The organism is gamma proteobacterium symbiont of Lampromicra miyakona, from assembly GCF_059730895.1.
Genome location: NZ_AP035932.1, coordinates 1,067,869 through 1,094,694, shown reverse-complemented (window position 1 = coordinate 1,094,694; position 26,826 = coordinate 1,067,869). Strand labels below are relative to the sequence as shown.

General features: G+C 53.3%; 25 protein-coding genes, 1 other RNA gene and 4 pseudogenes. 11 read left to right on the top strand and 19 right to left on the bottom strand.

Annotated features, from left to right (window positions below; genetic code table 11):
• Positions 1 to 55 precede the first annotated feature (55 nt).
• From recO to rpoE, 9 genes are all read right to left on the bottom strand, one after another.
• Positions 56 to 793: a DNA repair protein RecO gene (gene recO, locus AC6I8P_RS04995; protein WP_021506525.1), complete on the bottom strand. Its 738-nt coding sequence runs from the start codon at positions 791 to 793 to the stop codon at positions 56 to 58.
• A gap of 3 nt (positions 794 to 796) precedes the next feature.
• Positions 797 to 1,699 carry a GTPase Era gene (gene era / locus AC6I8P_RS04990; RefSeq protein WP_058758278.1) on the bottom strand — a complete coding sequence of 301 codons (903 nt, stop codon included), beginning with the start codon at positions 1,697 to 1,699 and terminating at the stop codon, positions 797 to 799.
• A gap of 48 nt (positions 1,700 to 1,747) precedes the next feature.
• A complete protein-coding gene (gene rnc / locus AC6I8P_RS04985; RefSeq protein WP_498010129.1) occupies positions 1,748 to 2,428 on the bottom strand; it encodes a ribonuclease III in 681 nt (226 codons plus the stop codon).
• Positions 2,429 to 2,546: 118 nt separating this feature from the next.
• Positions 2,547 to 3,518 (bottom strand): signal peptidase I, encoded by a 972-nt coding sequence (lepB, locus tag AC6I8P_RS04980; RefSeq protein WP_498031025.1) that lies wholly within the window; start codon positions 3,516 to 3,518, stop codon positions 2,547 to 2,549.
• Positions 3,519 to 3,527: 9 nt separating this feature from the next.
• Complete coding sequence (gene lepA, locus AC6I8P_RS04975; RefSeq protein WP_058758277.1) at positions 3,528 to 5,327, bottom strand: translation elongation factor 4; 1,800 nt, start codon at positions 5,325 to 5,327, stop codon at positions 3,528 to 3,530.
• Between the two features lie 218 nt (positions 5,328 to 5,545).
• Positions 5,546 to 6,010, bottom strand: coding sequence for a SoxR-reducing system protein RseC (rseC, locus tag AC6I8P_RS04970; RefSeq protein WP_021506520.1), 465 nt, complete (start codon positions 6,008 to 6,010; stop codon positions 5,546 to 5,548).
• Positions 6,007 to 6,963, bottom strand: coding sequence for a sigma-E factor regulatory protein RseB (gene rseB / locus AC6I8P_RS04965; RefSeq protein WP_031279374.1), 957 nt, complete (start codon positions 6,961 to 6,963; stop codon positions 6,007 to 6,009). Before rseB ends, rseC begins: the two co-directional genes overlap by 4 nt.
• Positions 6,963 to 7,619 (bottom strand): anti-sigma-E factor RseA, encoded by a 657-nt coding sequence (gene rseA / locus AC6I8P_RS04960; protein WP_021506518.1) that lies wholly within the window; start codon positions 7,617 to 7,619, stop codon positions 6,963 to 6,965. Before rseA ends, rseB begins: the two co-directional genes overlap by 1 nt.
• Positions 7,620 to 7,646: 27 nt before the next feature.
• The gene (gene rpoE, locus AC6I8P_RS04955; protein WP_010617748.1) at positions 7,647 to 8,225 is read right to left on the bottom strand and encodes an RNA polymerase sigma factor RpoE; all 579 of its coding nucleotides are present in this window, start codon (positions 8,223 to 8,225) and stop codon (positions 7,647 to 7,649) included.
• Positions 8,226 to 8,667: 442 nt separating this feature from the next.
• Here rpoE and nadB point away from each other — a divergent pair, with 442 nt between their 5' ends.
• The gene (nadB, locus tag AC6I8P_RS04950) at positions 8,668 to 10,275 is read left to right on the top strand and encodes an L-aspartate oxidase (protein ID WP_498031156.1); all 1,608 of its coding nucleotides are present in this window, start codon (positions 8,668 to 8,670) and stop codon (positions 10,273 to 10,275) included.
• On the opposite strand, the gene trmN is transcribed toward nadB, so the two are convergent.
• Entirely contained in the window at positions 10,272 to 11,021 is a 750-nt protein-coding gene (gene trmN, locus AC6I8P_RS04945; protein ID WP_058770868.1) for a tRNA(1)(Val) (adenine(37)-N(6))-methyltransferase TrmN, read from the bottom strand. The two genes, nadB and trmN, sit on opposite strands and share 4 nt — an antisense overlap.
• Before the next feature lie 137 nt (positions 11,022 to 11,158).
• On the opposite strand from trmN, the gene srmB reads away from it, so the two are divergent.
• Positions 11,159 to 12,487, top strand: a complete 1,329-nt coding sequence (gene srmB / locus AC6I8P_RS04940) for an ATP-dependent RNA helicase SrmB (protein WP_021506515.1) — start codon at positions 11,159 to 11,161, stop codon at positions 12,485 to 12,487.
• 186 nt (positions 12,488 to 12,673) lie between these two features.
• On the opposite strand, the gene grcA is transcribed toward srmB, so the two are convergent.
• Positions 12,674 to 13,057: an autonomous glycyl radical cofactor GrcA gene (gene grcA, locus AC6I8P_RS04935; RefSeq protein ID WP_021506514.1), complete on the bottom strand. Its 384-nt coding sequence runs from the start codon at positions 13,055 to 13,057 to the stop codon at positions 12,674 to 12,676.
• Positions 13,058 to 13,320: 263 nt separating this feature from the next.
• Here grcA and ung point away from each other — a divergent pair, with 263 nt between their 5' ends.
• Complete coding sequence (ung, locus tag AC6I8P_RS04930) at positions 13,321 to 13,998, top strand: uracil-DNA glycosylase (RefSeq protein ID WP_058775636.1); 678 nt, start codon at positions 13,321 to 13,323, stop codon at positions 13,996 to 13,998.
• A 45-nt stretch (positions 13,999 to 14,043) separates the two neighbouring features.
• Here ung and grpE read toward each other — a convergent pair whose 3' ends face one another.
• Positions 14,044 to 14,622 (bottom strand): nucleotide exchange factor GrpE, encoded by a 579-nt coding sequence (gene grpE / locus AC6I8P_RS04925; protein ID WP_031279366.1) that lies wholly within the window; start codon positions 14,620 to 14,622, stop codon positions 14,044 to 14,046.
• A gap of 122 nt (positions 14,623 to 14,744) precedes the next feature.
• On the opposite strand from grpE, the gene nadK reads away from it, so the two are divergent.
• The 3 genes from nadK to bamE all read left to right on the top strand — a co-directional run bounded on the left by nadK (position 14,745) and on the right by bamE (position 17,902).
• Positions 14,745 to 15,623, top strand: coding sequence for an NAD(+) kinase (nadK, locus tag AC6I8P_RS04920; RefSeq protein WP_058775635.1), 879 nt, complete (start codon positions 14,745 to 14,747; stop codon positions 15,621 to 15,623).
• 85 nt (positions 15,624 to 15,708) lie between these two features.
• Complete coding sequence (gene recN / locus AC6I8P_RS04915; RefSeq protein WP_058775634.1) at positions 15,709 to 17,370, top strand: DNA repair protein RecN; 1,662 nt, start codon at positions 15,709 to 15,711, stop codon at positions 17,368 to 17,370.
• Between the two features lie 184 nt (positions 17,371 to 17,554).
• Positions 17,555 to 17,902, top strand: a complete 348-nt coding sequence (bamE, locus tag AC6I8P_RS04910; RefSeq protein ID WP_021506509.1) for an outer membrane protein assembly factor BamE — start codon at positions 17,555 to 17,557, stop codon at positions 17,900 to 17,902.
• Positions 17,903 to 17,952: 50 nt separating this feature from the next.
• On the opposite strand, the gene AC6I8P_RS04905 is transcribed toward bamE, so the two are convergent.
• The gene (locus AC6I8P_RS04905; protein ID WP_021506508.1) at positions 17,953 to 18,243 is read right to left on the bottom strand and encodes an RnfH family protein; all 291 of its coding nucleotides are present in this window, start codon (positions 18,241 to 18,243) and stop codon (positions 17,953 to 17,955) included.
• Positions 18,236 to 18,670, bottom strand: coding sequence for a type II toxin-antitoxin system RatA family toxin (locus tag AC6I8P_RS04900; protein ID WP_498031024.1), 435 nt, complete (start codon positions 18,668 to 18,670; stop codon positions 18,236 to 18,238). Before AC6I8P_RS04900 ends, AC6I8P_RS04905 begins: the two co-directional genes overlap by 8 nt.
• A gap of 159 nt (positions 18,671 to 18,829) precedes the next feature.
• Here AC6I8P_RS04900 and smpB point away from each other — a divergent pair, with 159 nt between their 5' ends.
• From smpB to AC6I8P_RS04885, 3 genes and pseudogenes are all read left to right on the top strand, one after another.
• On the top strand, positions 18,830 to 19,312 hold the full coding sequence (gene smpB, locus AC6I8P_RS04895) for an SsrA-binding protein SmpB (RefSeq protein ID WP_021506506.1): 483 nt from the start codon (positions 18,830 to 18,832) through the stop codon (positions 19,310 to 19,312).
• A gap of 43 nt (positions 19,313 to 19,355) precedes the next feature.
• Positions 19,356 to 19,720: a transfer-messenger RNA gene (ssrA, locus tag AC6I8P_RS04890) on the top strand.
• A gap of 86 nt (positions 19,721 to 19,806) precedes the next feature.
• Positions 19,807 to 20,746, top strand: a pseudogene (locus tag AC6I8P_RS04885) (phage portal protein); the annotation flags it as partial.
• A gap of 30 nt (positions 20,747 to 20,776) precedes the next feature.
• On the opposite strand, the gene AC6I8P_RS04880 reads toward AC6I8P_RS04885, so the two are convergent.
• The gene (locus tag AC6I8P_RS04880) at positions 20,777 to 22,441 is read right to left on the bottom strand and encodes a P-loop NTPase fold protein (RefSeq protein WP_414057123.1); all 1,665 of its coding nucleotides are present in this window, start codon (positions 22,439 to 22,441) and stop codon (positions 20,777 to 20,779) included.
• A gap of 195 nt (positions 22,442 to 22,636) precedes the next feature.
• On the opposite strand from AC6I8P_RS04880, the pseudogene AC6I8P_RS04875 reads away from it, so the two are divergent.
• Positions 22,637 to 23,735 (top strand): annotated as a pseudogene (locus tag AC6I8P_RS04875) (primase-like DNA-binding domain-containing protein); the annotation flags it as partial.
• A gap of 282 nt (positions 23,736 to 24,017) precedes the next feature.
• Here AC6I8P_RS04875 and AC6I8P_RS04870 read toward each other — a convergent pair.
• A complete protein-coding gene (locus tag AC6I8P_RS04870) occupies positions 24,018 to 24,806 on the bottom strand; it encodes a hypothetical protein (protein WP_349844262.1) in 789 nt (262 codons plus the stop codon).
• A 578-nt stretch (positions 24,807 to 25,384) separates the two neighbouring features.
• On the opposite strand from AC6I8P_RS04870, the pseudogene AC6I8P_RS04865 reads away from it, so the two are divergent.
• Positions 25,385 to 25,691: pseudogene (locus tag AC6I8P_RS04865) on the top strand (phage portal protein); the annotation flags it as partial.
• A 36-nt stretch (positions 25,692 to 25,727) separates the two neighbouring features.
• On the opposite strand, the gene AC6I8P_RS04860 reads toward AC6I8P_RS04865, so the two are convergent.
• The 3 genes and pseudogenes from AC6I8P_RS04860 to AC6I8P_RS04850 all read right to left on the bottom strand — a co-directional run bounded on the left by AC6I8P_RS04860 (position 25,728) and on the right by AC6I8P_RS04850 (position 26,797).
• Positions 25,728 to 26,027, bottom strand: coding sequence for a DUF1493 family protein (locus AC6I8P_RS04860; protein ID WP_262265090.1), 300 nt, complete (start codon positions 26,025 to 26,027; stop codon positions 25,728 to 25,730).
• Positions 26,021 to 26,239: pseudogene (locus AC6I8P_RS04855) on the bottom strand (STM2901 family protein); the annotation flags it as partial. The gene AC6I8P_RS04860 and the pseudogene AC6I8P_RS04855, both read right to left, overlap by 7 nt.
• Positions 26,240 to 26,368: 129 nt before the next feature.
• On the bottom strand, positions 26,369 to 26,797 hold the full coding sequence (locus tag AC6I8P_RS04850; RefSeq protein ID WP_349844261.1) for a tautomerase family protein: 429 nt from the start codon (positions 26,795 to 26,797) through the stop codon (positions 26,369 to 26,371).
• Positions 26,798 to 26,826: the final 29 nt, after the last annotated feature.

Below are 26,826 nucleotides of genomic sequence, written 5' to 3'. Positions count from 1 at the left end.
TCCTTAAATGTGTTCAGTATGTTTGCAGTGTAACGCGCGGAGCCTGTCAGGTGCATCACCCACGCTCGTCGTTTGCCACGTTCGGTCGTTTTTTCGGCACAAACTGACGGAACAGCTCCTGGCTCTTCAGCGGCTTACCGCCCAGATAAGGTTTCAGCGCCATGCGCGTGAAGCGTTTGGCGGCACGCAGCGTGTCGGCATCGGGAAATTCGCGCTCCCACAGCGCGCGCAGCTGGCGGCCGGTGAAACTGCGCTGATTGACCACCAGACTGGCGATAAAGCCTTTCTCTTCGCGATAGCTGTAGGTCATGCCGTCGTCGACCGCCTCGCCGCTGCCGGCGCAGTGCAGAAAGTCGACGCCGTAGCCCAGGTGGCCAAGCAGTGCCAGCTCAAAACGGCGCAGCGCTGGCTCGGGCGAACCGTTGGCCGCCGCCAGCGTCTGGATACAGGAGAGATAATCGAAGAACAGTTCGGAGAAGGGAATTTCCTGCTCCAGCACCCGCGACAGCAGCTCGTTAACATACAGGCCGCAGTAGAGCGTGATGCCGCTGAGCGGCAGCGCCAGCGACACCGCTTCGGCGTTACGCAGGGTTTTGACTTCGCCACGGCCACCCCAGCGCACCAGTAGCGGTGTGAAGGGTTGCAGTGCGCCTTTAAGCTGGGAACGGCGCGAGCGTGCGCCCTTGGCAAGGACGCGGACGCGTCCCTGACTTTCGCTGAACAGATCGAGCAGCAGGCTGGTTTCGCTGTAAGGGCGACTATGCAGCACAAAGGCGCGTTGCCAGCCTTCCATCAATTAGTCGTCTGTATAACCCAGGCTGCGCAGCGCACGTTCGTCATCCGCCCAGCCCGATTTCACTTTAACCCACAGCTCGAGATGGACTTTCGCCTCGAACATCTCTTCCATGTCTTTACGCGCTTCGATACCGATGGTTTTGATTTTGGCACCTTTGTTGCCAATCACCATCTTCTTCTGCCCTTCGCGCTCAACCAGAATCAAACCGTTGATGTCATAGCCGCCGCGCTCGTTAGAGACGAACTGCTCAATCTCCACGGTAACCGAATACGGTAACTCGGCGCCGAGGAAGCGCATCAGTTTTTCACGGATGATTTCTGAGGCCATGAAACGCTGCGAGCGATCGGTGATGTAGTCTTCCGGGAAGTGGTGATCCGACAGCGGCAGGCGCTTGCGGGCGATCTCCGCAATCGCATCCACGTTTTTACCGGTTTCGGCGGAGATCGGCACGATCTCGAGGAAGTTCATCTGCTGGCTGAGGAACTGCAGGTGCGGCAGCAGGATGCTTTTATCCTGGATGTTGTCGACTTTGTTTACCGCCAGCACCACCGGCACTTTGCCGTCACGCAGCTTGTTCAGCACCATCTCATCGTCGGGCGTCCAGCGCGTGCCTTCCACCACAAAAATTACCAGCTCAACGTCACCGATGGAGCTGCTGGCAGCACGGTTCATCAGGCGGTTGATCGCCCGCTTCTCTTCCATGTGCAGGCCGGGTGTATCCACGTAGATCGCCTGATAAGCGCCTTCGGTATGAATACCCATGATGCGGTGGCGCGTGGTTTGCGGCTTGCGCGAGGTGATCGACACCTTCTGCCCTAGCAGCTGGTTCAGTAAGGTGGATTTGCCGACGTTAGGCCGGCCGACAATCGCGATAAAGCCGCTGTATGTTTCGAGTTCGCTCATTCGGGTCCTGATTGGGCAGCCTCACTGCTGAGGCTGCGAAATGACAATTTATTCGAGGCCGAGCCTGATTAACGCCTGTTCGGCGGCGGCCTGCTCTGCTTTACGGCGGCTGGAGCCCACGCCCACCACCGGTTCAGCCATCCCACTCACCTGACAGTGAATGGTGAATTCCTGATCGTGCGCTTCGCCACGCACCTGTACCACCAGATAAGACGGCAGCGGCAGATGACGACCCTGCAGATACTCCTGCAGGCGCGTTTTCGGATCTTTTTGCTTATCGCCCGGGCTGATCTGCTCAAGGCGATTCTGGTACCAGTCGAGAATCAGCTTCTCGACCGTCTGAATATTGCTGTCGAGGAAGATGCCGCCGATCAGCGCCTCTACGGTATCCGCGAGGATGGATTCCCGGCGGAACCCGCCGCTTTTCAGCTCGCCCGGCCCCAGACGCAGACATTCGCCCAGCTCAAACTCGCGCGCCATTTCGGCCAGCGTGTTGCCGCGTACCAGCGTGGCACGCATGCGGCTCATGTCGCCTTCGTCCACGCGCGGGAAGCGGTGATACAGCGCGTTGGCAATCACATAGCTGAGAATAGAATCGCCAAGAAATTCAAGACGCTCGTTATGTTTGCTGCTGGCGCTGCGGTGAGTCAGAGCCTGCTGCAGTAATTCCGGATGAGTAAAAGTGTAGCCCAGTTTGCGCTGCAGCTTGTTAATGAGGATGGGGTTCATGCGATTCCAGTTGTTCTGTGCGTCTGTGACTCTGCATACCAAACAGGGCTGAAGGTCCAGCACGTTCTGTTTGGTGTGCAGTGGCTCCCTGACTCGCAGGAAGCCAACCGTTTTTAAATCAGTGAATACCGCCAATGCGACTCAGTCGCACGCCGGTCGGCCACTGTCCTTCCTGTTTCTCAAAGCTCATCCAGATAGCAACCGCTTTGCCGACCAGATTCTTCTCGGGCACAAAGCCCCAGTAGCGGCTGTCGGCGCTGTTATCACGGTTATCGCCCATCATGAAGTATTGCCCCTGCGGCACAATCCACGTGGCCTGCGGCTGACCCGGCTGCTGATAATACATGCTCGCCTGGCTCTGCGCTTCGTTCACCAGCAGGATATCGTGCGTGACGTAGCCCAGCGTCTCTTTGCGCGTGCCAAGACGCAGGCCGCCCCGCAGCGTTTCGCCCTGCGGCACCTGGTAGAAACCGTTGCCGGTTTCATTACCATCAAAGCCGCTGAAGGTCTGGATGAAATCGCTTGGCTCAATGTTGGTATAGGTCACCGGCAGCGCCGTGTCACACTTGCCCGTGCCGCAGCCTGGGTTGATGGTCAGCGTTTTGCTGTAAGGATCAAACACCACTTTGTCGCCCGGCAGACCGATCACGCGCTTGATGTAATCCACGCTCGGATCTTTCGGGTATTTGAACACCGCGACATCTCCGCGCTGCGGGTGGCCGGTCGGGATCAGCGTGGTTTGCGTGATCGGATCTTTGATGCCGTAAGCAAATTTCTCCACCAGGATGAAGTCGCCAATCAGCAGCGTCGGCATCATCGAGCCAGAAGGAATCTGAAACGGTTCAAAGATAAACGAGCGTACGATCAGTACCACTGCCAGCACCGGGAATACCGACGCTGCGGTTTCAACCCAGCCCGGCTGCGCGGCCACTTTGGCCAGCGTTTTGCTGTCGAGCGAATTACCTGCCTGAGCCTGTGCCGCCGCCTGCTTTGCCCGGCGCGCCGGGGCCCACTTAAAGCGCTCGATACACCAGATGATGCCGGTTAACAGAGTGGCAATCACCAGAATCAGGGCGAACATGTTAGCCATTAAAGTTCCTTATTTGCTGTCTTTACCGACATGCAGAATGGCAAGGAATGCTTCCTGCGGCAGCTCAACGTTGCCGACCTGCTTCATTCGCTTCTTACCTTCTTTCTGCTTCTGCAACAGCTTTTTCTTACGGCTGACGTCACCGCCATAGCATTTCGCCAGGACGTTTTTACGCAGCTGCTTCACTGTTGAGCGAGCGATAATGTGGTTGCCGATTGCTGCCTGAATCGCAATATCGAACTGCTGGCGCGGGATCAGATCTTTCATCTTCTCCACCAGCTCGCGGCCACGATACTGTGAGTTATCACGGTGCGTAATCAGCGCCAGCGCATCAACGCGTTCTGAGTTAATCAGGACGTCGACGCGCACCATGTCAGAGGTCTGGAAACGTTTGAAGTTATAGTCCAGCGACGCATAGCCGCGCGACGTTGATTTCAGACGGTCGAAGAAGTCGAGTACCACTTCCGCCATCGGAATCTCATAGGTCAGCGCAACCTGTTTGCCGTGGTAAACCATGTTAGTCTGCACACCGCGTTTTTCGATACACAGCGTAATGACGTTGCCCAGAAACTCCTGCGGCAGCAGCATATGACACTCAGCGATCGGTTCGCGCAGTTCAGCAATATTATTCAGCGGCGGCAGCTTCGATGGGCTGTCGACGTACACCACTTCTCCGTCGGTGGTTTCCACTTCGTACACAACCGTTGGCGCGGTGGTGATCAGGTCGAGATCGTATTCACGCTCCAGACGTTCCTGGATGATCTCCATGTGCAGCAGGCCGAGGAAGCCACAGCGGAAGCCAAAGCCCAGCGCGGTGGAGCTCTCTGGCTCATAGAACAGTGAGGCGTCGTTCAGGCTCAGCTTGCCTAATGCATCACGGAAAGCTTCGTAGTCGTCAGAGCTTACCGGGAACAGACCGGCATACACCTGCGGCTTCACTTTTTTGAAGCCCGGCAGCGCTTTATCCGCAGGGTTGCGCTGCAGCGTCAGGGTATCGCCCACCGGCGCGCCGAGGATGTCTTTGATGGCGCACACCAGCCAGCCTACCTCGCCACACTTCAGCTCGGTACGGTCAATTTGTTTTGGCGTGAAAATGCCGAGGCGGTCAGCGTTGTACACCTGGCCGGTACTCATTACCTTCACTTTATCGCCTTTGCGCAGCGTGCCGTTTTTAATACGGATCAGCGACACCACACCGAGGTAGTTATCAAACCAGGAGTCGATGATCAGCGCCTGCAGCGGACCTTCCGCATCACCTTCCGGCGGCGGAATATCCCGCACCAGACGCTCCAGCACATCCGGTACGCCGACGCCGGTTTTCGCCGAGCAACGCACCGCATCCGCGGCGTCAATGCCGACGATATCTTCAATCTCTTCCGCCACGCGCTCCGGGTCGGCCGCAGGCAGGTCGATCTTGTTCAGTACCGGTACCACTTCCAGATCCATTTCCATGGCGGTGTAGCAGTTCGCCAGGGTCTGCGCTTCAACGCCCTGACCTGCATCAACCACCAGCAATGCCCCTTCACAGGCCGCCAGCGAGCGGGAAACTTCATAAGAGAAGTCAACATGGCCTGGGGTGTCGATAAAATTGAGCTGGTAAGTTTCACCGTTTGGCGCGTGGTAATCGAGCGTAACGCTCTGCGCTTTAATGGTGATGCCGCGCTCGCGCTCCAGATCCATCGAATCCAGAACCTGCGCCGCCATCTCACGATCGCTCAGGCCACCGCAAATCTGAATCAAACGGTCAGAGAGCGTTGATTTGCCGTGGTCAATGTGAGCGATAATGGAGAAATTTCGTATGTGCTTCATTTATATGAATATCTTCACGTAGAAAATCAGTTGAAAACGTGAGCACAGACACATTCAGGCAAGTGAGCTTTACCCGGAACCCTGTCAGCCTCATTAATGACGACGCATATTACACTGTTAACGCCGCGCGTTAAAGAATGGAACTGCGGGGAATCGCAACAGAATTCAGCGATTAAGACGAAATGAAAAGGCCGCGCAATACGCGGCCTGAACGGGGATCAACTATGGTTTTCCACTCGTAGCGCATCAGGCGGGAGCGCAACGCTGAGAATCACCGGCTGGAACGCTTCGCGATCGCCAAACCGGCTGGAAACCCCTTTGGCAACAATAAAGCCGCCAACGCCACCCAGCAGCGCACCGCAGGCCGCAGCAAGGTCGCTGTGGAACAGCATCTGGAACAGGCCTGCCACCAGGAACAGACCAAACAGCGGTGTCATATACACCAGCAACGCAGAACCGAGCAGGCTGCTTTCGCGAATGCCCAGCTCAATGCGCTGGCCCGGCTGTAGCGGCTCCGGACTGGCGATAGTCATCACATGGGCGTTTTTCGGTCCCAGCTGGTTGAGCGCATGGCTGCCGCAGCCTTTGCGCGCTGAACAACTGTTGCAGGAGGTTTTCGCTTCCGAATGCAGAGTAGCGACGCCCTCTTTCCATGCCACCACGGTGGCCCATTCTCTCATCATTTTGTCGCACCTGAATCTATGCTGTCCGCGATACGTTTGGCGGTGGTCGGCGGCAATTCGCCCACCACGGTAATTTCACGATTATCGCGCACTTCGGTCTGCACCGTACGACGCCCAGTGCGCAATGACTGTGGCGAACTGCTTTTATCGGCAGGCGTAATGTTGATAGCGAAGCTGAACAAGCCATCGCTGTACAGACGGGATTCTACGGTTTTGTTCATCGCCGGAATATCACGCCGGCTTTGCGAAATCAGCTTCATGCCGGCCGGCAACCAGCCCGGCTGCCAGCTGAGCTGCACTTTGTCGCCCGCCGGTAACGACAGCGACGGCGGCAGATTGGCTTTTTCCAGCCCCTGCATCAGATTGCGCACGCCTTCATCGACGGCAAAACTGATGACGCGGAACTGCTCCAGCGTCTCTCCGTCGCGATCCAGTAAATCAATCCGCAGCGGCAATTTAGTATCGACGTCCAGCCACACCACGTAGCTGTAACGCGTGCCGTCACGCGACACGATGCGCACCACTTCGCACATCTGATCGGCCATGCGGGAACGCCCTACCGGAATAAAATCGTAGGCATCGCCGAGGCGCGAGAAGTCTGCGAACATCAGCGCCGGCAGCGCATCAATAATGTGGTTGCCCGGCAGCGAGAACGGATCGAGACCCGGTTCGAAATAGCTGATGTCGTTGCCGCGCTGGATCACCTCTCGGCGCGGTCCGTCCATCTGTAATAGCTGAGCGAACACACGATTGTCGATGACCGCATGGCGGTAACGCAGGGATTCAATGCCCAGACGTGAGACATTGATATAGGCGAATTCGTAGTTGAGGTTCTGGCTGGCCTGCTCCATCTGCTGTAACAACGCCCCGGACGCAGATGTCTGCGCCGGGGCGGTAGATGACCAAAGCAGGCTGCCTGCCAGCAGGCTAACGGCACACCAAAGCTGCTTCATTACTGCTGTTGAGTTCCTAACGACTGAGTTCCGGGAACGTTAGCCTGCGCCTGTTGCGGCGCATTGCTTTCAAACTGCACCTGATCGGCATGCAGACGGCGTTGCAGTTCGTAATCCTGCAGCATGGCATTCACGCGTCGACGCTGCTCCTGCACCTGCTGATTTGAGCTGTTGGTGTCAAAAGCATCAGACGGCACGCCCAGGCTGACCGGTGACGCTTTACCCATCATCGGTAAGGTATTAAAGGCTGGTGCATCCGACGTTTCTGTCGCACTACCCGCTGGTGAGCTGTTGTAGTGCTGCACACCGACGATCACCGCCAGCGACACACAGGCCGCCACACCGATCTGCGTGACCTGAGCAACCCAGCCGCCACCGCGACGCCAGAACGGCATTTTCTGCCAGCGCGACGGCTCCGGCTGTGCTTCCGGGATCAACGAAGTCACTTTGCGCACCGGCTCGTTTTCGATGGCGGCAGCAACGCGTGCGGAGATATCAAAATGCAGCACTTCGCCCACATCGCCCCGCAGGGTGTCGCGGATCAGATGGTAGCTCTCCCAGCTTTTTTGTAGATCTGCATCCTTCGATAACGACGCCAGCAGCTCGTTATCTAAAGTTTCACCATCCATTAAAGCGGAAAGTTTTTCTTTCTGCATGTTTTGGTACCCTTCCAGTAGCCGTTATCACTGACGTTGGATAAGCGGTTGAACTTTATTATCAATGGCTTCCCGGGCCCGGAAGATACGTGAACGTACGGTACCTACCGGACAATCCATGATGGCGGCGATCTCTTCGTAACTCAGACCATCCAGTTCCCGCAGGGTGATGGCCATACGCAGATCTTCAGGCAACGCCTCTATCGTCCGAAAAACAATTTGTTTCAGTTCGTCTGACAACATTAAGTTCTCAGGGTTCGAAATTTCTTTTAGCGCACCCGCACTTTCGAAATTTTCCGCGTCAATCGCGTCCACATCGCTGGACGGCGGCCGGCGCCCCTGAGCCACCAGATAATTCTTCGCGGTGTTGACCGCAATGCGGTACAGCCACGTGTAAAAGGCGCTATCACCCCGGAACGACTCCAGTGCGCGATACGCTTTAATGAAAGATTCCTGAACCACATCAGGCACATCGCCTGACGGGACATAACGTGAAACCAGGCTCGCCACTTTATGCTGGTATCGGATCACCAGTAAATTAAATGACTTTTGATCTCCTTTCTGAACCCGCTCAACGAGAACCTGATCCGTTAACTGCTCGCTCATCCGAGGTAATGTCTCCCCAAATCTCTTTTATGCGTAAGTGAACTGCCAGCACATCTCATTTATTGTGAGCAAGCATGCGCTTAGAGTCCCGTTCTGGCCTGAAGTTCACCACGACCTGATATTTTCTGTACCGGTGCCCTGACATCGTTGTTGTTGATGGTCTTTCAGTGTAGCGACTTACCGCACTGGTGGTGTCGTTGGCGGCACCGATAATCGCTGGCAGAGTACCCTATGACGCCGCATTTTTCACCTTTATTCCCTGAATTTTCAGCGTGTTTGGTATAAAAAACACTAATCGCTTATTTTCAGACATAACTTACTGAAATCGCATTACAAACTGATTATTGCGTCGAATTACCCCGCGTTTTTTGTTCAAAATACTTCACACCAGCGGCGTCCGGGCTTATGCTCGGGGGACCTTTTGTTTAGTAAATTAAACATCATGAACCCCATTCCCGATCATAGCTGTGATGTACTGATTGTCGGCAGCGGCGCGGCCGGTTTATCTCTGGCGCTGCGGCTGGCACCGCACTATCAGGTAACGGTGCTGAGTAAAGCGCAGATTAGCGAAGGCTCCACGCTGTATGCGCAGGGCGGGATTGCGGCGGTGTTTGATGAGAACGACAGCATTGAATCGCACGTCGAAGATACGCTGATTGCCGGCGCAGGCCTGTGCGATCGCCAGACGGTGAATTTTATCGCCAGCAATGCGCGCCCGTGCGTCCAATGGCTGATCGATAACGGCGTGGCGTTTGATCGCGAGCCACAGGATAACGGCAAGGCGCGCTATCACCTGACGCGCGAAGGCGGTCACAGCCATCGCCGTATTTTACACAGCGCCGACGCCACCGGGCGCGCGGTCGAAACCACGCTGGTCAGCCAGGCGCTCAGCCATCCCAATATTCGCGTTATTGAGCGCGCCAATGCGGTGGATTTAATCCTTTCTGATAAAATTGGCCTGCCCGGAACGCGGCGCGTGGTGGGCGCGTGGATCTGGAATCGCAATCGCGAACAGGTTGAAACCTGCCGCGCCCGCAGCGTGGTGCTGGCCACTGGCGGTGCGGCGAAGGTATATCAGTACACTACTAATCCGGATGTCGCTTCCGGCGACGGCATCGCGATGGCGTGGCGCGCCGGCTGCCGGGTGGCCAATCTGGAGTTCAATCAGTTTCACCCTACCTGCCTGTTTCATCCGCAGGCGCAAAACTTTTTGCTGACCGAAGCGCTGCGCGGCGAAGGTGCCTGGCTACTGCGCCCGGACGGTTCGCGCTTTATGCCGGATTTCGATGCGCGCGCCGAACTGGCACCGCGCGATATCGTGGCGCGCGCTATCGATCACGAAATGAAGCGCCTGGGCGTCGACTGCATGTATCTCGACATCAGCCATCAGCCGGCCAGCTTTGTGCGTGCCCACTTTCCGATGATCTATGACAAGCTGCTGACGTTTGGCCTCGATCTGACACAGCAGCCGATTCCGATTGTGCCCGCCGCGCATTACACCTGTGGCGGCGTGATGGTGGATCAGCATGGTCGCACCGATGTCGACGGGCTGTATGCGATTGGTGAGGTCAGCTACACCGGCCTGCACGGCGCTAACCGCATGGCATCGAATTCACTGCTGGAGTGTCTGGTGTATGGCTGGTCGGCGGCCGAAGATATCGTGCGCCGTCTGCCGCAGATGCACGCCGTCGATCACCTGCCGGCGTGGGATGAAAGCCGCGTCGACGATGCCGATGAACGGGTGGTGATTCAGCACAACTGGCATGAGCTGCGGCTATTAATGTGGGACTACATGGGCATCGTGCGTACCACCAAGCGGCTGGAGCGCGCCCTGCGCCGCATTACGCTGCTACAGCAGGAGATAGATGAATACTATGCGCATTTTCGCCTCTCCAACAATCTGCTGGAGCTGCGCAATCTGGTACAGGTGGCAGAGCTGATGGTGCGCTGTGCGCTGGCGCGCAAAGAGAGCCGCGGGCTTCACTTCACCCGCGACTACCCGCATACGCTGCCCGAGGCACAGCCTACGGTGCTGCAGCCGGTAGCCTAGCGGAACAGATAGAAATCGGTTACCAGGCTCAGCCAGTCCGCCGAGTAGCTTTTATCTTCATCACGAATGGCGAGACGCTCCTGCACGAGTTCGCCTGCGGCGGGTGAAAAGCCCAGCACCAGCCGGTTCGGCGGTCGCTGCGCGTAAGGTGCTACATCATAGCGATAACGCAGATGCCAGCCTTCGGCGCGCGCCAGTGCAATCAGGTTTTCGCCGGCATCAGCGGGCAGCACCACGCAAAACAGCCCCTCTTCTTCAATCAGCTGTGCCGCACAGCGCAGCAGGGTGGGATGATCAAGCGTTGCCGTGCTGCGCGCGGTATCACGCTCGACGCTGGCCGAGGCCATACCCGGGGTGAAAAACGGCGGATTGCTGACAATCAGCGAGTAGCGTTTTTCGGCCTGCTCACTCCAGCTGACGATGTCCTGCGCGTGTACCGCGATACGATGCGCCCACGGCGACGCGGCGACGTTCTCCTGCGCCTGCGCGGCGGCGCTGCGCTCCAGTTCGACGGCATCGATACTGACGTCATCCGGCGTGCGCTGCGCCAGCATCAGCGCTATCAGACCGCTGCCGCAGCCGATATCCAGTATGCGCCGTACGCCTGCCACCGGCGCCCAGGCGCCGAGCAGCACCCCATCGGTGCCGACCTTCATGGCACAGCGATCGTGCGCGACAAAAAATTGCTTAAACGTGAATCCATCTTTTCTTAACATCGCCCGCGCTGGCGGTTGCGGCTGAGACATACTTAACGACCATTGAATTTGCTCCTGCCGGAAGTGTAACGTGGTCGCGAAGTGAATTCACCTTCACCTGTGCAACACAAACAGATGAAGATTGTGGCTGAACTGTCTATAATCAGCGCCCCAAACTGAGGTAGACCATGACCGTAACCACATTCTCCGAACTCGAACTCGACGAAAGCCTGCTGGAAGCCCTGCAGGATAAAGGCTTCACGCGCCCGACTGCCATTCAGGCTGAGGCCATTCCTGCCGCGCTGGAAGGCCGTGACGTACTGGGTTCGGCACCAACCGGAACGGGGAAAACCGCAGCCTACCTGCTGCCCGCTTTACAGCACCTGCTCGATTTTCCGCGTAAAAAATCAGGGCCGCCGCGCATTCTGATCCTCACGCCGACGCGTGAACTGGCGATGCAGGTTGCCGACCAGGCGCGCGAGCTGGCCAAACATACCCATCTCGATATCGCCACCATCACCGGCGGCGTGGCCTATATGAACCACGCGGAAGTGTTCAGTGAAAATCAGGACATCGTGGTCGCGACCACCGGCCGTCTGCTGCAGTACATCAAAGAAGAGAACTTTGACTGCCGCGCGGTAGAAACGCTGATTCTGGACGAAGCCGACCGCATGCTGGACATGGGCTTTGCGCAGGATATCGAGACCATTGCCGGTGAAACGCGCTGGCGCAAACAGACGCTGCTGTTCTCGGCCACGCTGGAAGGCGACAACATCAAAGATTTCGCCGAGCGCCTGCTGAACGATCCGGTAGCGATTGAAGCAGATCCAAGCAAAAGCGAGCGCAAAAAGATTCAGCAGTGGTATTACCGCGCCGACAACCTTGAGCACAAAACCAAACTGCTGGTGCATCTGCTTAAGCAGCCGGAAGTGAAGCGCGCCATCGTGTTCGTGCGCAAACGTGAGCGCCTGCATGAGCTGGTGACCTGGATGCACGAAGCCGGCCTGCGCAGCAGCTACCTCGAAGGCGAAATGGTACAGGCTAACCGTAACGAAGCGATCAAACGCCTGAATGACGGTCGCGTTAACGTGCTGGTCGCGACCGATGTCGCCGCGCGCGGTATCGACATTGATAACGTCACCCACGTCATCAACTATGACTTACCGCGCACCGCCGATGTTTATCTGCACCGCATTGGCCGTACCGGCCGCGCCGGACGCAAAGGTACCGCGATCTCGCTGGTAGAGGCACATGACCATCCGCTGCTGGGTAAAATCAGCCGCTACGTCAACGAGCCACTGAAATCGCGCGTAATCGATGAGCTGCGTCCGGAAACGCGTGCACCGAGTGCTAAAGTCACCGGTAAACCGTCGAAAAAGGCGCTTGAGAAGCGCAAAGAGAAGAAAGCGAAAGAAGAAGAGAAACCGCGCGTGAAGAAACGTCACCGCGATACTAAAAATATCGGTAAACGCCGCAAGCCAAGCGGCAGCAGCACACCGGAGAGCGGTGCGGAATAAAACAGCATCGCGGCAATTAAATCGCCTCCCTGAGGCGATTTTTTGCTTTCTGGCCTGCTGAAATCGCAGTTTCGCGGCGTAAAATCCCTCAGTCGGCCCTCTCCTCTCTTCAGGAAATAAAAAAAGCCGCGCCAGTAAGCACCGGCGCGGCCTGTATTGCTGTGTGCGTTTTCGTCAGCCGATCAATTACAGGCTTTCGGTAAAGGTACGGGTGATAACGTCACGCTGCTGTTCTGGCGTCAGCGCGTTAAAGCGCACCGCATAGCCCGACACGCGAATGGTCAGCTGCGGATATTTTTCCGGATGCTTCACCGCATCTTCCAGCGTTTCACGGCGCAGCACGTTAACGTTGAGGTGCTGACCGCCTTCAACGCGCACCTGCGGTTTCTGCTCCAGTGGAATTTCACGGTAAGCAATCTCGCCAAGGTCGCTGACTGCAACAACCTGATCTTCCGTGAAATCGCCTTTTGCGCACAGGCAGCGGGCTTCGGCTTTCTCATTGTCCAGCAGCCAGAACGAGTTCAGCAGCTGCGGATTTTGTGCCTGAGTAATTTGAATACCGGTAATCATAGAGGCCTCCAGGGCTTAGCGCTGCGGCAGGAGCACAGCGCGGTTCTTCGGGTTATGTGATGCTCTGGTATATCACCGCGCTGACCGGCTCGTTTTGACCTGTATCAATTTCGTCCGGCAAGGATTTTTGCTTCTACTCTAATAAATTGATTTATAACAACTTTTCCCATTAACTTTTTCTGCAATTGTTCAACTTATTTTTACCCTTCTGCTGCCCCGCCGGACACGCTAAGCTAAAGGCATCAATTTGCAGGGAGTCAATGATGGCTGAGAAGCTGACCTGGCACGATGTGCTGGCTGAAGAGAAAGAAAAACCTTACTTCGTGGAAACGCTGAAAGCGGTAGCCGAAGAGCGTGCGGCGGGCGTGACGGTCTATCCGCCGCAAAAGGACGTGTTCAACGCGTTCCGTCTCACCGAACTGGGCGATATTAAAGTGGTGATCCTCGGCCAGGATCCGTACCACGGCCCGAATCAGGCGCATGGCCTGGCGTTCTCGGTCCTGCCGGGTGTGGCCATTCCGCCGTCGCTGCTGAATATGTACAAAGAGCTGGAACAGGACATTCCTGGCTTTCAGCGCCCGCAGCACGGCTTTCTTGAAAGCTGGGCGAAACAGGGTGTGCTGCTGCTGAATACGGTGTTAACCGTGGAAGCCGGCAAAGCGCATTCGCACGCGCGTTTCGGCTGGGAAACCTTTACCGACAATGTGATCAGTGCCATCAACACCCATCGCGAAGGGGTGATTTTCCTGCTGTGGGGATCGCATGCGCAGAAGAAAGGCAGCATTATTGATGCGCAGCGTCATCACGTATTGAAAGCACCGCATCCTTCGCCACTTTCGGCGCATCGCGGCTTTTTTGGCTGTCAGCATTTTTCCAAAGCCAATGCGCTGCTGAGCCAGGCCGGCCAGACGCCTATTGACTGGACGCCGGTGCTGCCCTGAAAACACAAACGGCCGCATCAGCGGCCGTTGTTGCACGGGAGCGGCTTAGCCTTTAGCTTTCGATACCGCAACCATCGCCGGACGCAGCAGGCGACCGTTGAGGGTGTAACCGCGCTGCATCACCATCAGCACGTGGTTTGGCGCCACTTCTTCAGACTCCATCATCGACATCGCCTGATGCACATCCGGGTTGAACGGCACATTAGTTTCGCCCACCACTTCCACGCCGAACTTGCGCACCGCACCCAGCAGTGATTTCAGCGTCAGCTCGATGCCTTCAATCATCGAAGCCAGCTCGGTGTTCTCTTTATCCGCCACTTCCAGCGCGCGCTCCAGGCTATCAATCACCGGCAGCAGTTCGTTGGCAAACTTTTCCAGCGCAAACTTGTGCGCTTTTTCCACGTCCATTTCGGCGCGGCGACGGATATTTTCAATCTCAGCCTGCGCGCGCAGCTGGGCGTCACGCACGCCACCCTGCGCCTGCGCTAATTCCGCTTCCAGCTGGGCGATACGCTCATCACGCGGATCCACCTCAGTTGCTGTCTCCGCTTCCGGCTGCTGTTGTTCCTGTTGAATTTCGTCTGAGACTTGCTCGTTTGGGGTGTTCTGTTCTTTACTACTCATGAATTTCTCCGCGTTTTGCACATTCATCTCGCTGGTTGGCTTATTATGGGGATCAGTTTGACGGTTTCAAGTGAACCCATCACATTGCCTGGCCGTTTTGGCTTATGAGGAACACCCGCTAAATGAACAAACACTTTAACTGCATTGGGATCGTCGGCCATCCGCGCCATCCCACTGCGTTAACCACCCATGAAATGCTCTGGAGCTGGCTGACTGACAAAGGCTATGACGTGATCGTGGAACAGCAAATCGCCCGCGAGCTGAACCTGCAGGATGTGCGTACCGGCAGCCTGGCGGATATCGGCCAGTATGCCGATCTGGCGGTGGTGGTCGGCGGCGATGGCAATATGCTGGGCGCCGCGCGCGTGCTGGCTCGTTACGACATCAAGGTGATTGGCATCAACCGCGGCAATCTCGGCTTCCTCACTGACCTCGACCCGGATAACGCGCAGCAGCAGCTGGATGACGTGCTGCAGGGCGATTATTTTGTGGAAAGCCGCTTTTTGCTGGAAGCGCAGGTATGCAAAGATGAGTGTTCGCCGCGCATCGGCAGCGCCATCAATGAAGTGGTGCTGCATCCGGGCAAAGTGGCGCACATGATTGAATTTGAAGTCTATATCGACGAAGTGTTCGCCTTTTCCCAGCGCTCGGACGGGCTGATTATCTCTACGCCAACCGGTTCAACCGCCTATTCGCTGTCGGCGGGCGGGCCGATTTTAACGCCGTCGCTCGATGCGATTGCGCTGGTGCCGATGTTCCCGCACACGCTGTCGGCGCGTCCGCTGGTGATCAACAGTAGCAGCACCATTCGCCTGCGTTTTTCCTCGCTGCGCAGCGACCTGGAGATCAGCTGTGACAGCCAGATCGCCCTGCCGATTCAGGAAGGAGAAGATGTGCTGATTCGCCGCAGCGCCAATCACCTCAATTTAATTCATCCAAAAAATTATAATTATTTTAACACCTTAAGTTCAAAACTCGGATGGTCAAAAAAATTATTCTGAAAAGGCCTGCCGGCTACTTTACTGGATAAAAAACCAGTTTATACTGTATGAAAAACCATATCTGTTTTTACATACAGGTGATTGTATGCTGGCACAACTGACCATCAGTAATTTTGCAATCGTTCGTGAACTGGAGATCGACTTTCATCGTGGCATGACGGCGATCACCGGCGAAACCGGCGCAGGAAAATCCATCGCGATTGATGCGCTGGGCCTGTGCCTTGGCGGCCGTGCTGAAGCAGACATGGTGCGTCAGGGGGCCAGCCGCGCAGATATCTGCGCGCGCTTCCAGCTGAAAGCGTCACCCTCAGCCCAGCGCTGGCTGGCGGAGAACCAGCTCGACGACGGCAACGAATGTCTGTTGCGCCGCGTGATCAGTGCCGATGGCCGCTCACGTGGCTTTATCAACGGCACGTCCGTACCGCTGTCGCAGCTGCGCGAACTCGGTCAGTTACTGATCCAAATCCACGGTCAGCATGCGCATCAGTTGCTGCTTAAAACCGATCACCAGAAACACCTGCTGGATGCCTACGCCGCGCACGACGATCGGCTGGCGGAGATGCGTCAGCACTATCAGCGCTGGCACCACAGCTGCCGCGCGCTGGCACAGCATCAGCAGCTGTCGCAGGAGCGTGAAGCCCGCCGCGAACTGCTTCAGTATCAGCTGAAAGAACTCAACGAGTTTGCGCCGCAGCCAGGCGAGTTTGAGCAGATTGATGAAGAGTACAAGCGCCTGGCGAACAGCGGTCAGCTGCTGTCTACCAGCCAGCAGGCGCTGCAGATTCTTGCCGACAGCGATGACACCAACCTGCAAAGCCTGCTTTACAGCGCGCGTAATATGCTGAGTGAGCTGGTCTCGCTGGACGATAAAGTCAGCGGCGTATTTAACCTGCTGGAAGAAGCCGCGATTCAGCTGAGTGAAGCCAGCGATGAGCTGCGTCACTACTGTGAACGGCTCGACCTCGATCCTAATCGCCTGTACGAGCTGGAGCAGCGTCTGTCGCGGCAGATTGCGCTGGCACGCAAGCACCATGTTTCCCCGGAAGCGCTGCCGGTGCTGTATCAGCAACTGCTGGATGAAGCGGAACAGCTGTCGCAGCAGGAGAGCGATCAGGAAAGCCTGCAGAGCGATGTCGTGGCTCATCATCAGGCTGCGCTGGCCTGTGCCGAAGCCCTGCATCAGCAGCGCGTTGCCTCGGCGCAGGAGCTGAGCCAGCTGATTACGCAAAGCATGCGCACCCTCGCCATGCCGCACGGTGAGTTTGCCATCATGCTGGAATTCAATGCCGATCAGCTGACGGCCGAAGGTGCCAGCCGTATTGATTTCCGTGTCACCACCAACCCGGGCCAGCCGCTGCAGCCGCTGGGTAAAGTGGCCTCAGGGGGTGAACTGTCACGTATTGCGCTGGCGATTCAGGTGATCACCGCACAGAAAATGGAAACTCCGGCGATGATTTTCGATGAGGTTGACGTCGGTATCAGCGGTCCGACGGCCGCTGTCGTTGGCCAGATGCTGCGCCAGCTGGGCGAATCGACTCAGGTAATGTGCGTGACTCACCTGCCGCAGGTGGCGGGCTGTGGGCATCAGCACTTCTTCGTCAGCAAAGAAACCGACGGTGCGATGACCGAAACCCACATGCAGCCGCTGGATAAGCGTGCGCGTCTGCAGGAACTGGCGCGCCTGCTCGGCGGCAGCGAAGTCACACGCAACACGCTGGCGAACGCAAAAGAACTTTTAGCAGCCTGACACCGCACTTTTTTGCGGCCTGGTGGTCATATGCTTGCTCTGTAGAGGTTTCCAATAGCTCAAAGGTTTATTATCATCGGCAGTCATATCGCCATAATAAAGCCTGCCGTATGCAGAGTTCAGAATTTGATGGCAACAAAACTGCCTGATGAAAGGCGTTTGGCCCCAGAAAAGGAATGTATAGATGCGCTGTAAAACGCTGACTGCCGCGGCAGTGGTAATGTTGATGATGACCGCCGGATGTTCCACCCTTGAGCGCGTTGTGTATCGTCCGGATATCAATCAGGGGAATTACCTGGTCGCCAACGACGTTTCGAAGATTCACACCGGCATGACGCAGCAGCAGGTTGCCTACACGCTCGGTACGCCGATGATGCACGACCCGTTTGGCAGCAACGTCTGGTATTACGTGTTCCGTCAGGAGCCAGGTCATGAGAGCGTGAAGCAGCAGACGCTGACGCTGACCTTCGACAGCAACGGTACGCTGACCAACATCGATAACAAACCGCGCCTCACCGGCACTGAAGACTGAGTGAGCCGCAACAAAAAAGGCGCCTGAGCGCCTTTTTTAATGCCTGTAATTTACTTTTTTGTTGCCGCGCGCTCTGCCCGCTGCCGGCGCATCTCTTTTGGATCGGCAATCAGCGGGCGATAAATCTCTACCCGATCGCCATCCTGCAGCGTATCGCTCAGCTTGACCGGACGGCTGAAAATGCCGACCTTGTTGCTGCTCAGGTCGATATCTTTGCGCAGCGTCAGCAGTCCGGATGCCTGAATCGCCTGCTCAACCGTCGCGCCCTCTTCCAGGCTAACCTCACGCAGATACTGCTTATCCGGCAGCGCGTACACCACTTCAACGCTGATGTCAGCCACGGTAAACCTCTTTGGCGCGCTGGGTAAACGCCTGCACCATGCTGTTGGCCAGCTCTTTGAAGATGCGACCAAACGCCATCTCGACCAGCATGTTGGTGAACTCAAAGTCGAGGCTGAGCTCAACCTTGCAGGCATCGTCGCCGAGCGAGATAAATTTCCAGCCACCGGTCAGCATGCGGAACGGCCCATCGACCAGCTGCATATGAATGCTCTGGTTATCGGTCAGGGTGTTACGCGTGGTAAAGGTTTTACTGATGCCGGCTTTGGAGACATCCACCGCGGCGGTCATCTGGTTACCGCTGTTATCCAGCACGCGGCTGCCGGTACAGCCCGGAAGAAATTCAGGATAAGCATCCACATCATTCACGAGCCGGTACATCTGCTCAGCGCTATACGGGACCAGCGCTGAACGGCTAATCTGGGCCATAATGGTTCCTGTTGGTCACAAAACCGTTGAATTATACCATTTTAAGCTACTAAACAAAAATTCACGCCTTTGCCAGCTGTGCTAAAATAGTGTGTTTTTTACCGCCCCGCAGGACAGGGGATGCGCCCACAGACTGAGTGATGTAGACTACGCCGCACTATGACAAAGAAAAAAGCTCACAAACCCGGTTCAGCCACTATTGCCCTCAACAAACGCGCTCGCCATGAATACTTCATTGAAGAGGAGTTCGAGGCCGGCATGGCGTTGCAAGGATGGGAAGTCAAATCACTGCGCGCCGGTAAAGCCAACATTAGCGACAGCTATATTTTGCTGCGCGATGGCGAAGCCTATCTGTTCGGTTCCACTTTTCAGCCGCTGGCAGTGGCATCAAGCCACGTGGTGTGCGATCCCACGCGCAACCGTAAACTGCTGTTGAACCAGCGCGAACTGGACTCCCTGTACGGCCGTGTTAACCGCGAAGGTTACACTGTGGTCGCGCTGTCGCTGTACTGGAAAAACGCCTGGGCCAAGCTGAAGATTGGTGTGGCACGCGGTAAGAAAGAACACGACAAGCGCGCGGACATTAAAGATCGCGAGTGGAAGATGGACAAAGCACGAATTATGAAGAATGCCAGCCGTTAACCACTGGAATCTTTTATAATTTTTTGCTAGAGTAAGAAGTCTTGGGGCTGATTCTGGATTCGACGGGATTCGCGAAACCCAAGGTGCATGCCGAGGTGCGGTAGGCCTCGCTAAAAAACCGCAAAAAAATAGTCGCAAACGACGAAAACTACGCTTTAGCAGCTTAATAACCTGCTTAGGGCCCTCTCTCCCTAGCCTCCGCTCTTAGGACGGGGATCAAGAGAGGTCAAACCTAAAAGAGATCGCGTGGATGCCCTGCCTGGGGTTGAAGCGTTAAAACTAATCAGGCTAGTTTGTTAGTGGCGTGTCTGTCCGCAGCTGGCAAGCGAATGTAAAGACCAGACTAAGCATGTAGTACCGAGGATGTAGGAATTTCGGACGCGGGTTCAACTCCCGCCAGCTCCACCAAACAAAACAAGAGGTTACGTGAAAACGTAACCTCTTTTTTTGTCCATGTCCAATTTGCGTCCACGCAGTTAAAGCCACAGCACCTGCTACAGATGCTGGACCGTCGCGAGCTGCTGAATTAATTGAAGTGCGTGGTAACCGATCGCTGGTATAAACCTCCGATGAGCTTTGACGGTCTGGCGCGCACATTCCGGGCCGCCGTGCATCAACAGCTCGCCGCACAATGTGAAGCGCAATATCCTGACCAGCACGTTTATCCCGCACCCTTTTATAAGCGGGCAGCCGTTCAGCCGATTGATTCATGACTATCCGGTGTTCGGTAATGTCCACCTGGAGAAGCGCACCAACCTCCTCGGCGGCGTGCTGTCGCTTGAACCGGCGCTGGCAAAATTCACCCGTTGTGGCACCGATCTGGACACCTACTGGTTCGCGCAGTATGGCCTGAACACACAGCCTTACCAGTTCGCACCCGGCAGCGTCATTCACCTGATGGAACCGGACCTGAATCAGGAAATCTACGGCCTGCCGGAATACCTGTCCGCCATTCCGTCCACCCTGCTAAACGAGTCGGCCACACTGTTTCGTCGCAAATACTATCTGAACGGCAGCCACGCCGGTTTCATCATGTATATGACCGACGCCGCGCAGAATCAGGAGGACGTGAACAATATCCGTCAGGCAATGAAAAGCGCCAAGGGGCCGGGCAACATTCGCAACCTGTTTATGTACTCACCGAACGGGAAGAAAGACGGGATTCAGATCATCCAGCTGTCAGAGGTGGCAGCTAAGGATGAGTTTCTGAATATCAAAAACGTGAGCCGTGACGACATGATGGCCGCGCATCGCGTGCCGCCGCAGATGATGGGGATTATGCCGAATAATGTTGGAGGGTTTGGGGACGTTGAGAAAGCTATTCGGATTTTCGTGCGAAATGAACTCATTCCGCTTCAAAAGCGATTAAAAGAGTTAAACTCATTGTTGTGTGATGTAGTTATTAATTTTGATACGTATAAACTGGATGAATAATTAAAAGGTCGCCTAGGTGGCGACCGCTCATCACAACCCAAACTTTTTCATTCTAATCTCATTTAATTTACTTTCTGACGATATCCTTTTCAAAGCTGCTCGGGTCTTAACAGCGATTGATTCCATTCTAGCACTGCCATTACTAAATCCACCAAACTTCAGGCAAGTAGATACATGAGATGTGAGCTCTGGCCCATTGATACTTTTAAAATATTCATAAAATTCATCTTCCGATGATATTGAAAGTATCTCTTCATCATCATTACCCCACCCGTTCTGCCCCGATATCTTGTCAAGAACATCTTTTATAGTTCTTTTTGGCTTTTCATGTTTGTAAATACCACTAAACTTTTCTAAAATCTCCTCATCTGTGATCTGACGAACAAAATTAAAACTTTCGGGGTTAAATAATTCAATATCACCTTTACGCTCACTAATAAATTCATCAATCAACTCTGTAGCTTTTGAGCCACTATCCAAATCACGGAGGACGCTGACCAAACCATCCAAGTCACTTGTACCAAGCTGATGAATATTAAGTAGGAAATTATCATATAATTGCTGAACAACTAACTGCTGATTATCATTAAAGCTATTATGAAAAGTATCCCATGCTCTTCGATAACCATTGTTATTTTTACCTTCAATAATTTTCTTATTTGATACTGCCACAACTTCCTTGAATGCATCCCTATCAACATAACCGCTTCTTACTAATTTAGCGATCATAGAGTCTAACTTATCAAAGTTAGTGAACTCATAACTCAGAAGTGAGTTTTTCCAAAGCTTTTCCCTATCGGTCAGATCTTTAGAACTAGAATATTGCCTACTCACTGGCGACTCTATAAAGTCCAAAGTTGGTATATCACTATCATGATTTGAGCAATAATATGCCCAACTAAACAATGATGCGGTGTGCAATAATTGCCTAGTAAGCTCAGGCTCGGTTTTGTCAAAGAAATCTAAAACAATATCTATGTATTTTTCAATCTTCGTTAATACTCTTATGTTTTTTATACCGAGTGAAACAGTGAATTTTGAAAGTTCGCTATGATATGACTTTGAACCATCATACGCCACTTGGGCGCTTTCTTCTGGAGTGGGTGAAAACTCCAGTTCAATATCAATAACCTTTTCCTTATATTTTTCGTAATCAACTGTTTCTTCAGTTCCTGCATTTAACAATAAAACGACCTTACATTTCTTTTTTTCTTTTAGCAACGACACCAAACCTAATACATCTTTTAAATCCAAGCTACTTCCTTTTCTTTCTAAGTCATCAATACAAATTAGGGAATCTGTCACAGACATAAACGAAAATGCTTCAATTGCTGGCGCCGCGGATTTTACAAACGGCATATCTTTGAGTTTACTCCATGAGCCACGACCAAGTATTTCGAGCATACCAAATGTGTTTGCCCTAAGACTTTCAAGATTTGGCTCATGTCCAATTGAGTCTTGCTGAATGGAATTTTCAAATATAGTGTATTTTAGTTTATCTAATGAAGAAATTCCGAACAAGGAAATATATGAGTATCGTTTTCCTGTTATCATACCTCTACTTTTAGCCTCTTTTAATAAAGCTTCCCATCCATAAGTTTTACCAACTCCCCATTCACCTTTGATGGCAATGACCGAAGGTGTAGACTGAGATACGAATTTTAAGACCTGTTCTCTAATAACTTTTAATGACATTGCAATTCCCTTTTGAGTTTAAGACAGTTCTACAATGAATATATGTATTTTTAATGAAAACCACAAAACTCTATCAGGATCTTAACCTTATTGCGCGCGCTCGTACCCCCGCCACGCCTGCACGCTTTATGTAGTGGTTTTCATGCGCCTGCATGACATATGAAAAAGCCCGCCAGAATTGGCGGGCCGGGGTAAATCTGCCGCTATGAGAGCGGCGCATGGCAGGTGATGGAAGCAAAGACGCTGCGGCGGGAAATCGCAGCGCTGTTTCAGAAGGTGCACGCCCCGTTATCCGCCGCCGGTATCGGCAGTGTACTCGACACGCTCAAGCTGATGGTGCCGCAGATGGGCGAACTGTCCCGCCACCTGATTGGCTTCCGTAAGGGCGTGCATGACGTTACGACGGGCACCTTCAGCCCGCACCGCAGTGAGCACTGACTGCACACCGTCAACAGCGTGGACTACACCGCGCCGCGTCCGGGTGTGAACCTTGCAGACCACGCCCCGGCATTTTGGCGCTAGTTAACGCGTGCCGCCGGACACAATTAGGACAGGCAGGAGCGCATCCTCGCGGCGTTATTTATGGTGTTGGCAAACCGCTACGACTGACAGTTGTTTCTTGAGGTGACCGGCCCCGGCGGGAGCGGTAAAAGCGTCATGGCCTCGATTGCCACTCTGCGGGCTGGAAAATCGACCCCAAATACCATGACGCCTACTTCACACTCATTTCGGTGGTAATTCTGGCGGTGAATAACAACCCGATGCGCTTCAGCGATCGTAGCGGCGACGTGTCACGTCGCCGGATAATACTGACCTTCCCGGAGGTGATACCGGCGAAAAAGCGCAGTAGCAGTTTGATAAAATCAACACCGAGCGGGCCGTCATTGTTCGTCATCTGATGCACCGCTTTACGTTATCCGATGAAGCGCGCGAGGTGTTGCAGGCGCAGCAATCATCCGGCGAAGCGCTTGATACAATGCGACGGTCAGATCCGCTGCTCGATTTCTGTGGCGACCTGATGCCGTTGAGCACGCCGAATGGACTGTCCATCGGTAACGCCAATATTCGCCCGATTAACTCGAAGCGCTATCTCTATCACGCGTATTTGTCGTTTATGGTATCGCGCGGCCATCAGCATTCGCTCAGCCTGACGGCTTTCGGCCAGGCTGTGCCGCAAACACTGAAAGAGTATGAACGCGTGTTGCTTAAGCGCAGGACGAATAACGGTATACAGACCAATCTCACATTACACGAGGACAGCGAGGCGGATTGGCTGCCAGCATGCAGCGTTTGATAATATCACTCCACTCATACCGGCTTAGGCCGGTATATTTTTATTTAATGACAAATAAAAATGATGCAATTACTAATTATCGTTAAAGTCAACCAAGAAATAGGAAAGGTAATTCATCCCTTTTAGTCAAATCAATCAAGCCTTAATTTCAACCTAGACCAGTTAATTGATGAAAAATATAGCACAATATTTTTTGGAGGCGCAGATTAATATTGCATCATACTCAGTAGTAGGAGATCCCGGATATAGAACAAAACCGGGATCCCATATCAATATTTAAAATCAGTTAAAACCATAGTTAATAATATCACCTGTCTCCGCGTTAAACTGGCAGTAATAGCTGATATTCTGGGTTGCACCAAAGCCATTTTGAGCTGTAGCATGAGCACCAGACGTTTCAACGATATGCTTTGATTTGTCAATCCAGCGCGCCATGTCGAATTTCTGCTCTAGAGTTCCATCAGTCCATTCAAATTTGTATTTAGCGAGCTTTGGAATCAAACTAGCGCAGCTAAATGATGCATTCTCATTATTTTTAATATAGCACCAAACGTCTTCATTACATTTAGCTTCTTCTGCAGCTTTATTTCTAGCAGCAATAGCCTCATCCAGTGCTTTTTGATCTGCCAAACGTTTTTTTTCAAGTTCTCGTTGCGCCAAAAGCTTCTGATATTCATCAGGTGAAAAAATATTGTTATTTTTTGCATCATTCATATCATGAATTGTCGAGAAACCTAATTCTTTGGTCTGGAGACGATCTTTTATAGCGTCAAGAGAATTTCCAATTATTATTAATAATATAAAAACTGGTATAATCGTATGAACCCTTACAAATCGCTTCCAGCCAACATTCATAGGGGGGCATTTTTCAGCGACCGTGGGAATGGCTAATAATGACCAAGTAATAAATATAAATGATGCTAAAAGCACAAATAATCCAGATGCTATTGAAATGAAGCCAGACCAGACACCAATTCCGGGTTCGCTGAGATTACTCACCAATCGGGTGAATGCAACCATTAGTGAAATCACGCCGATAATGCCATAACCAAAAAAACGTTTTTTATTCACTTGTTATCTCCTTGTATAAACTAGAAAGAATATCGGCTAAATGAGATGGAAATTTAATGGTTTATAGTTAAAAAAATCTAATGTTTGAAGGTGACTTTAGATGCATGTCAAGTGTTCCTGTCAATTCGTAATTTTCTAGGTCATCACATAGGGAATAGTGTTAGGAATGTTCGCTATTGGCAGAGTGCTAAAAAAGCTCCGGAAAAATTGCAATGAAAACGGCTCATAGGATAGGCCAAAATGCATCACGTGATGACGCCACCATCAACCGGCTTAAGCCAGTTTTATAATTCTTAGGTGAAAGTGATCACCCTTAGTGCACATCAGTGTACATCCCGCTTAAAACTCTTCATCTCCTAAGACAATGAATTTAATACATAAAAAACGAAATTGAACACTGTGAACACTTTTCCCTAAAGTCAATTTATTTTGGATTTAGCACCAAACGTTCGCTATCCTAGCCATGCCGTTCCTAGGTGTGAAATCCAATAATCGGTACACGTTTAGGTATACGCTCCAAAGTTGAATTGGAAAAATATACTTACTTTCATAAGCTTATGAAGCTTGTTCAGACTCTGCCAGCAAATATGAGAGACGGGATTCAGATCAACCCGCTGTCAGAGGTGGCGACCAAAGATGAGTTTCTGAACATCGATAACGTCAGCCGCGACGACATGATGGCCGCGCACCGTGTACCACCGGCAGATGCTGGGGATTATCCCGAATAACACCGGCGGATTCGGTGACGTTGAAAAGATCAGCCACGTGTTTGTGCGCAACGAACTGATGCCGCCGCAAAGACGCGTTGAGGGGTTAAACGACTGGCTTGGTGATGAGGTTGTAAGGTTTGCGCCTTACAACCTCAATCTGAAAGATGGCAGCTAATTCACAGCGGCAGGATTGAGTGCCTACGGATACCTTTTATTTATCAGTCCAGTGACCGGCGCGCGCAGAATCAATTAGCAGCTGAATGGTGAGCGGTTTTTCCGCCTTACCATTATCTGCCGGAAAATAACGCCCGAAATTTATTTCTTTCGGGTTGAGAGAAAATCGCTCCGCGAATGTTTCCAGCAGCTCAGCGGCGTCTTCCGGCGCCATCCTGAAATCTTTGTTCAAATCCGTTGTATGTGTCAGTGGAAAACGCTTACGCAGCCAGAAACAGTAACCGTTATATTCTTCAACCAGTGCGAATATCGCCTTTTCAGTATCATCCATCACCAGATTTTATCCTCCGCCTGGACTATCGTGTTGTAACGGTTCATCGACTCCCAGCCTATAACCCCTACGTCTGACGCCATTACAGCCCAGCCAATAACTGGCACGGTCCTGCCAATAAAGATGCCTGTCTTATGAGTCATTATAATTTTCATGTTAAACGGATTTCCAACTATAGTTGGCAGCGGGGGAGGCAGTCTGTATTTTTGCAGCAACCTATCCCTTCTCCAGCCCGCTGCAATCCCATAGGGTGCTCGAAAATTTAGCGTGGAGTTCAGACAACACTCACTATAACCTTCATGTCATTCCCTGAGGTTTCCCGGCCCCCCCTATCAAAAACATTTCCTTCAAATCGCCGGAGCATTGTCATCGCTGGCGCGAAGCGCTGCGAGATCGGCCTGCTGACCGAATATCCCCCAGTTTGCTTCTTCGACTTCATGAATCACCACATAGACAGGCGCGACAGAGGTGCCTGACGGACGACGATCCAGAATCGCGGTTGCTCCCTCGATCAGCTTCTTCTTTGCATCCTCATCCAGGCCACCTTTGATGACATATATCTGAAGGGACACAACCGGCAACCATGCGGGTTTATCTCCCATAAAGACGGCATCAGAAGAGTATTCAGCAAAGTAGGTCCAGACCGTACTACGAACCAGCGGGGAGTCTGGCAGCGCCTCGCAATCAAGTCCTAACTGCGTCAGAGCTCTGGCAACCCGTTGACGCTCAGCCGCATCGAAAGTGCCTGCTGGCGCATAAATGATCATTTTAGGCATCAAATACCTCTTATTGCATCAGGGGAACA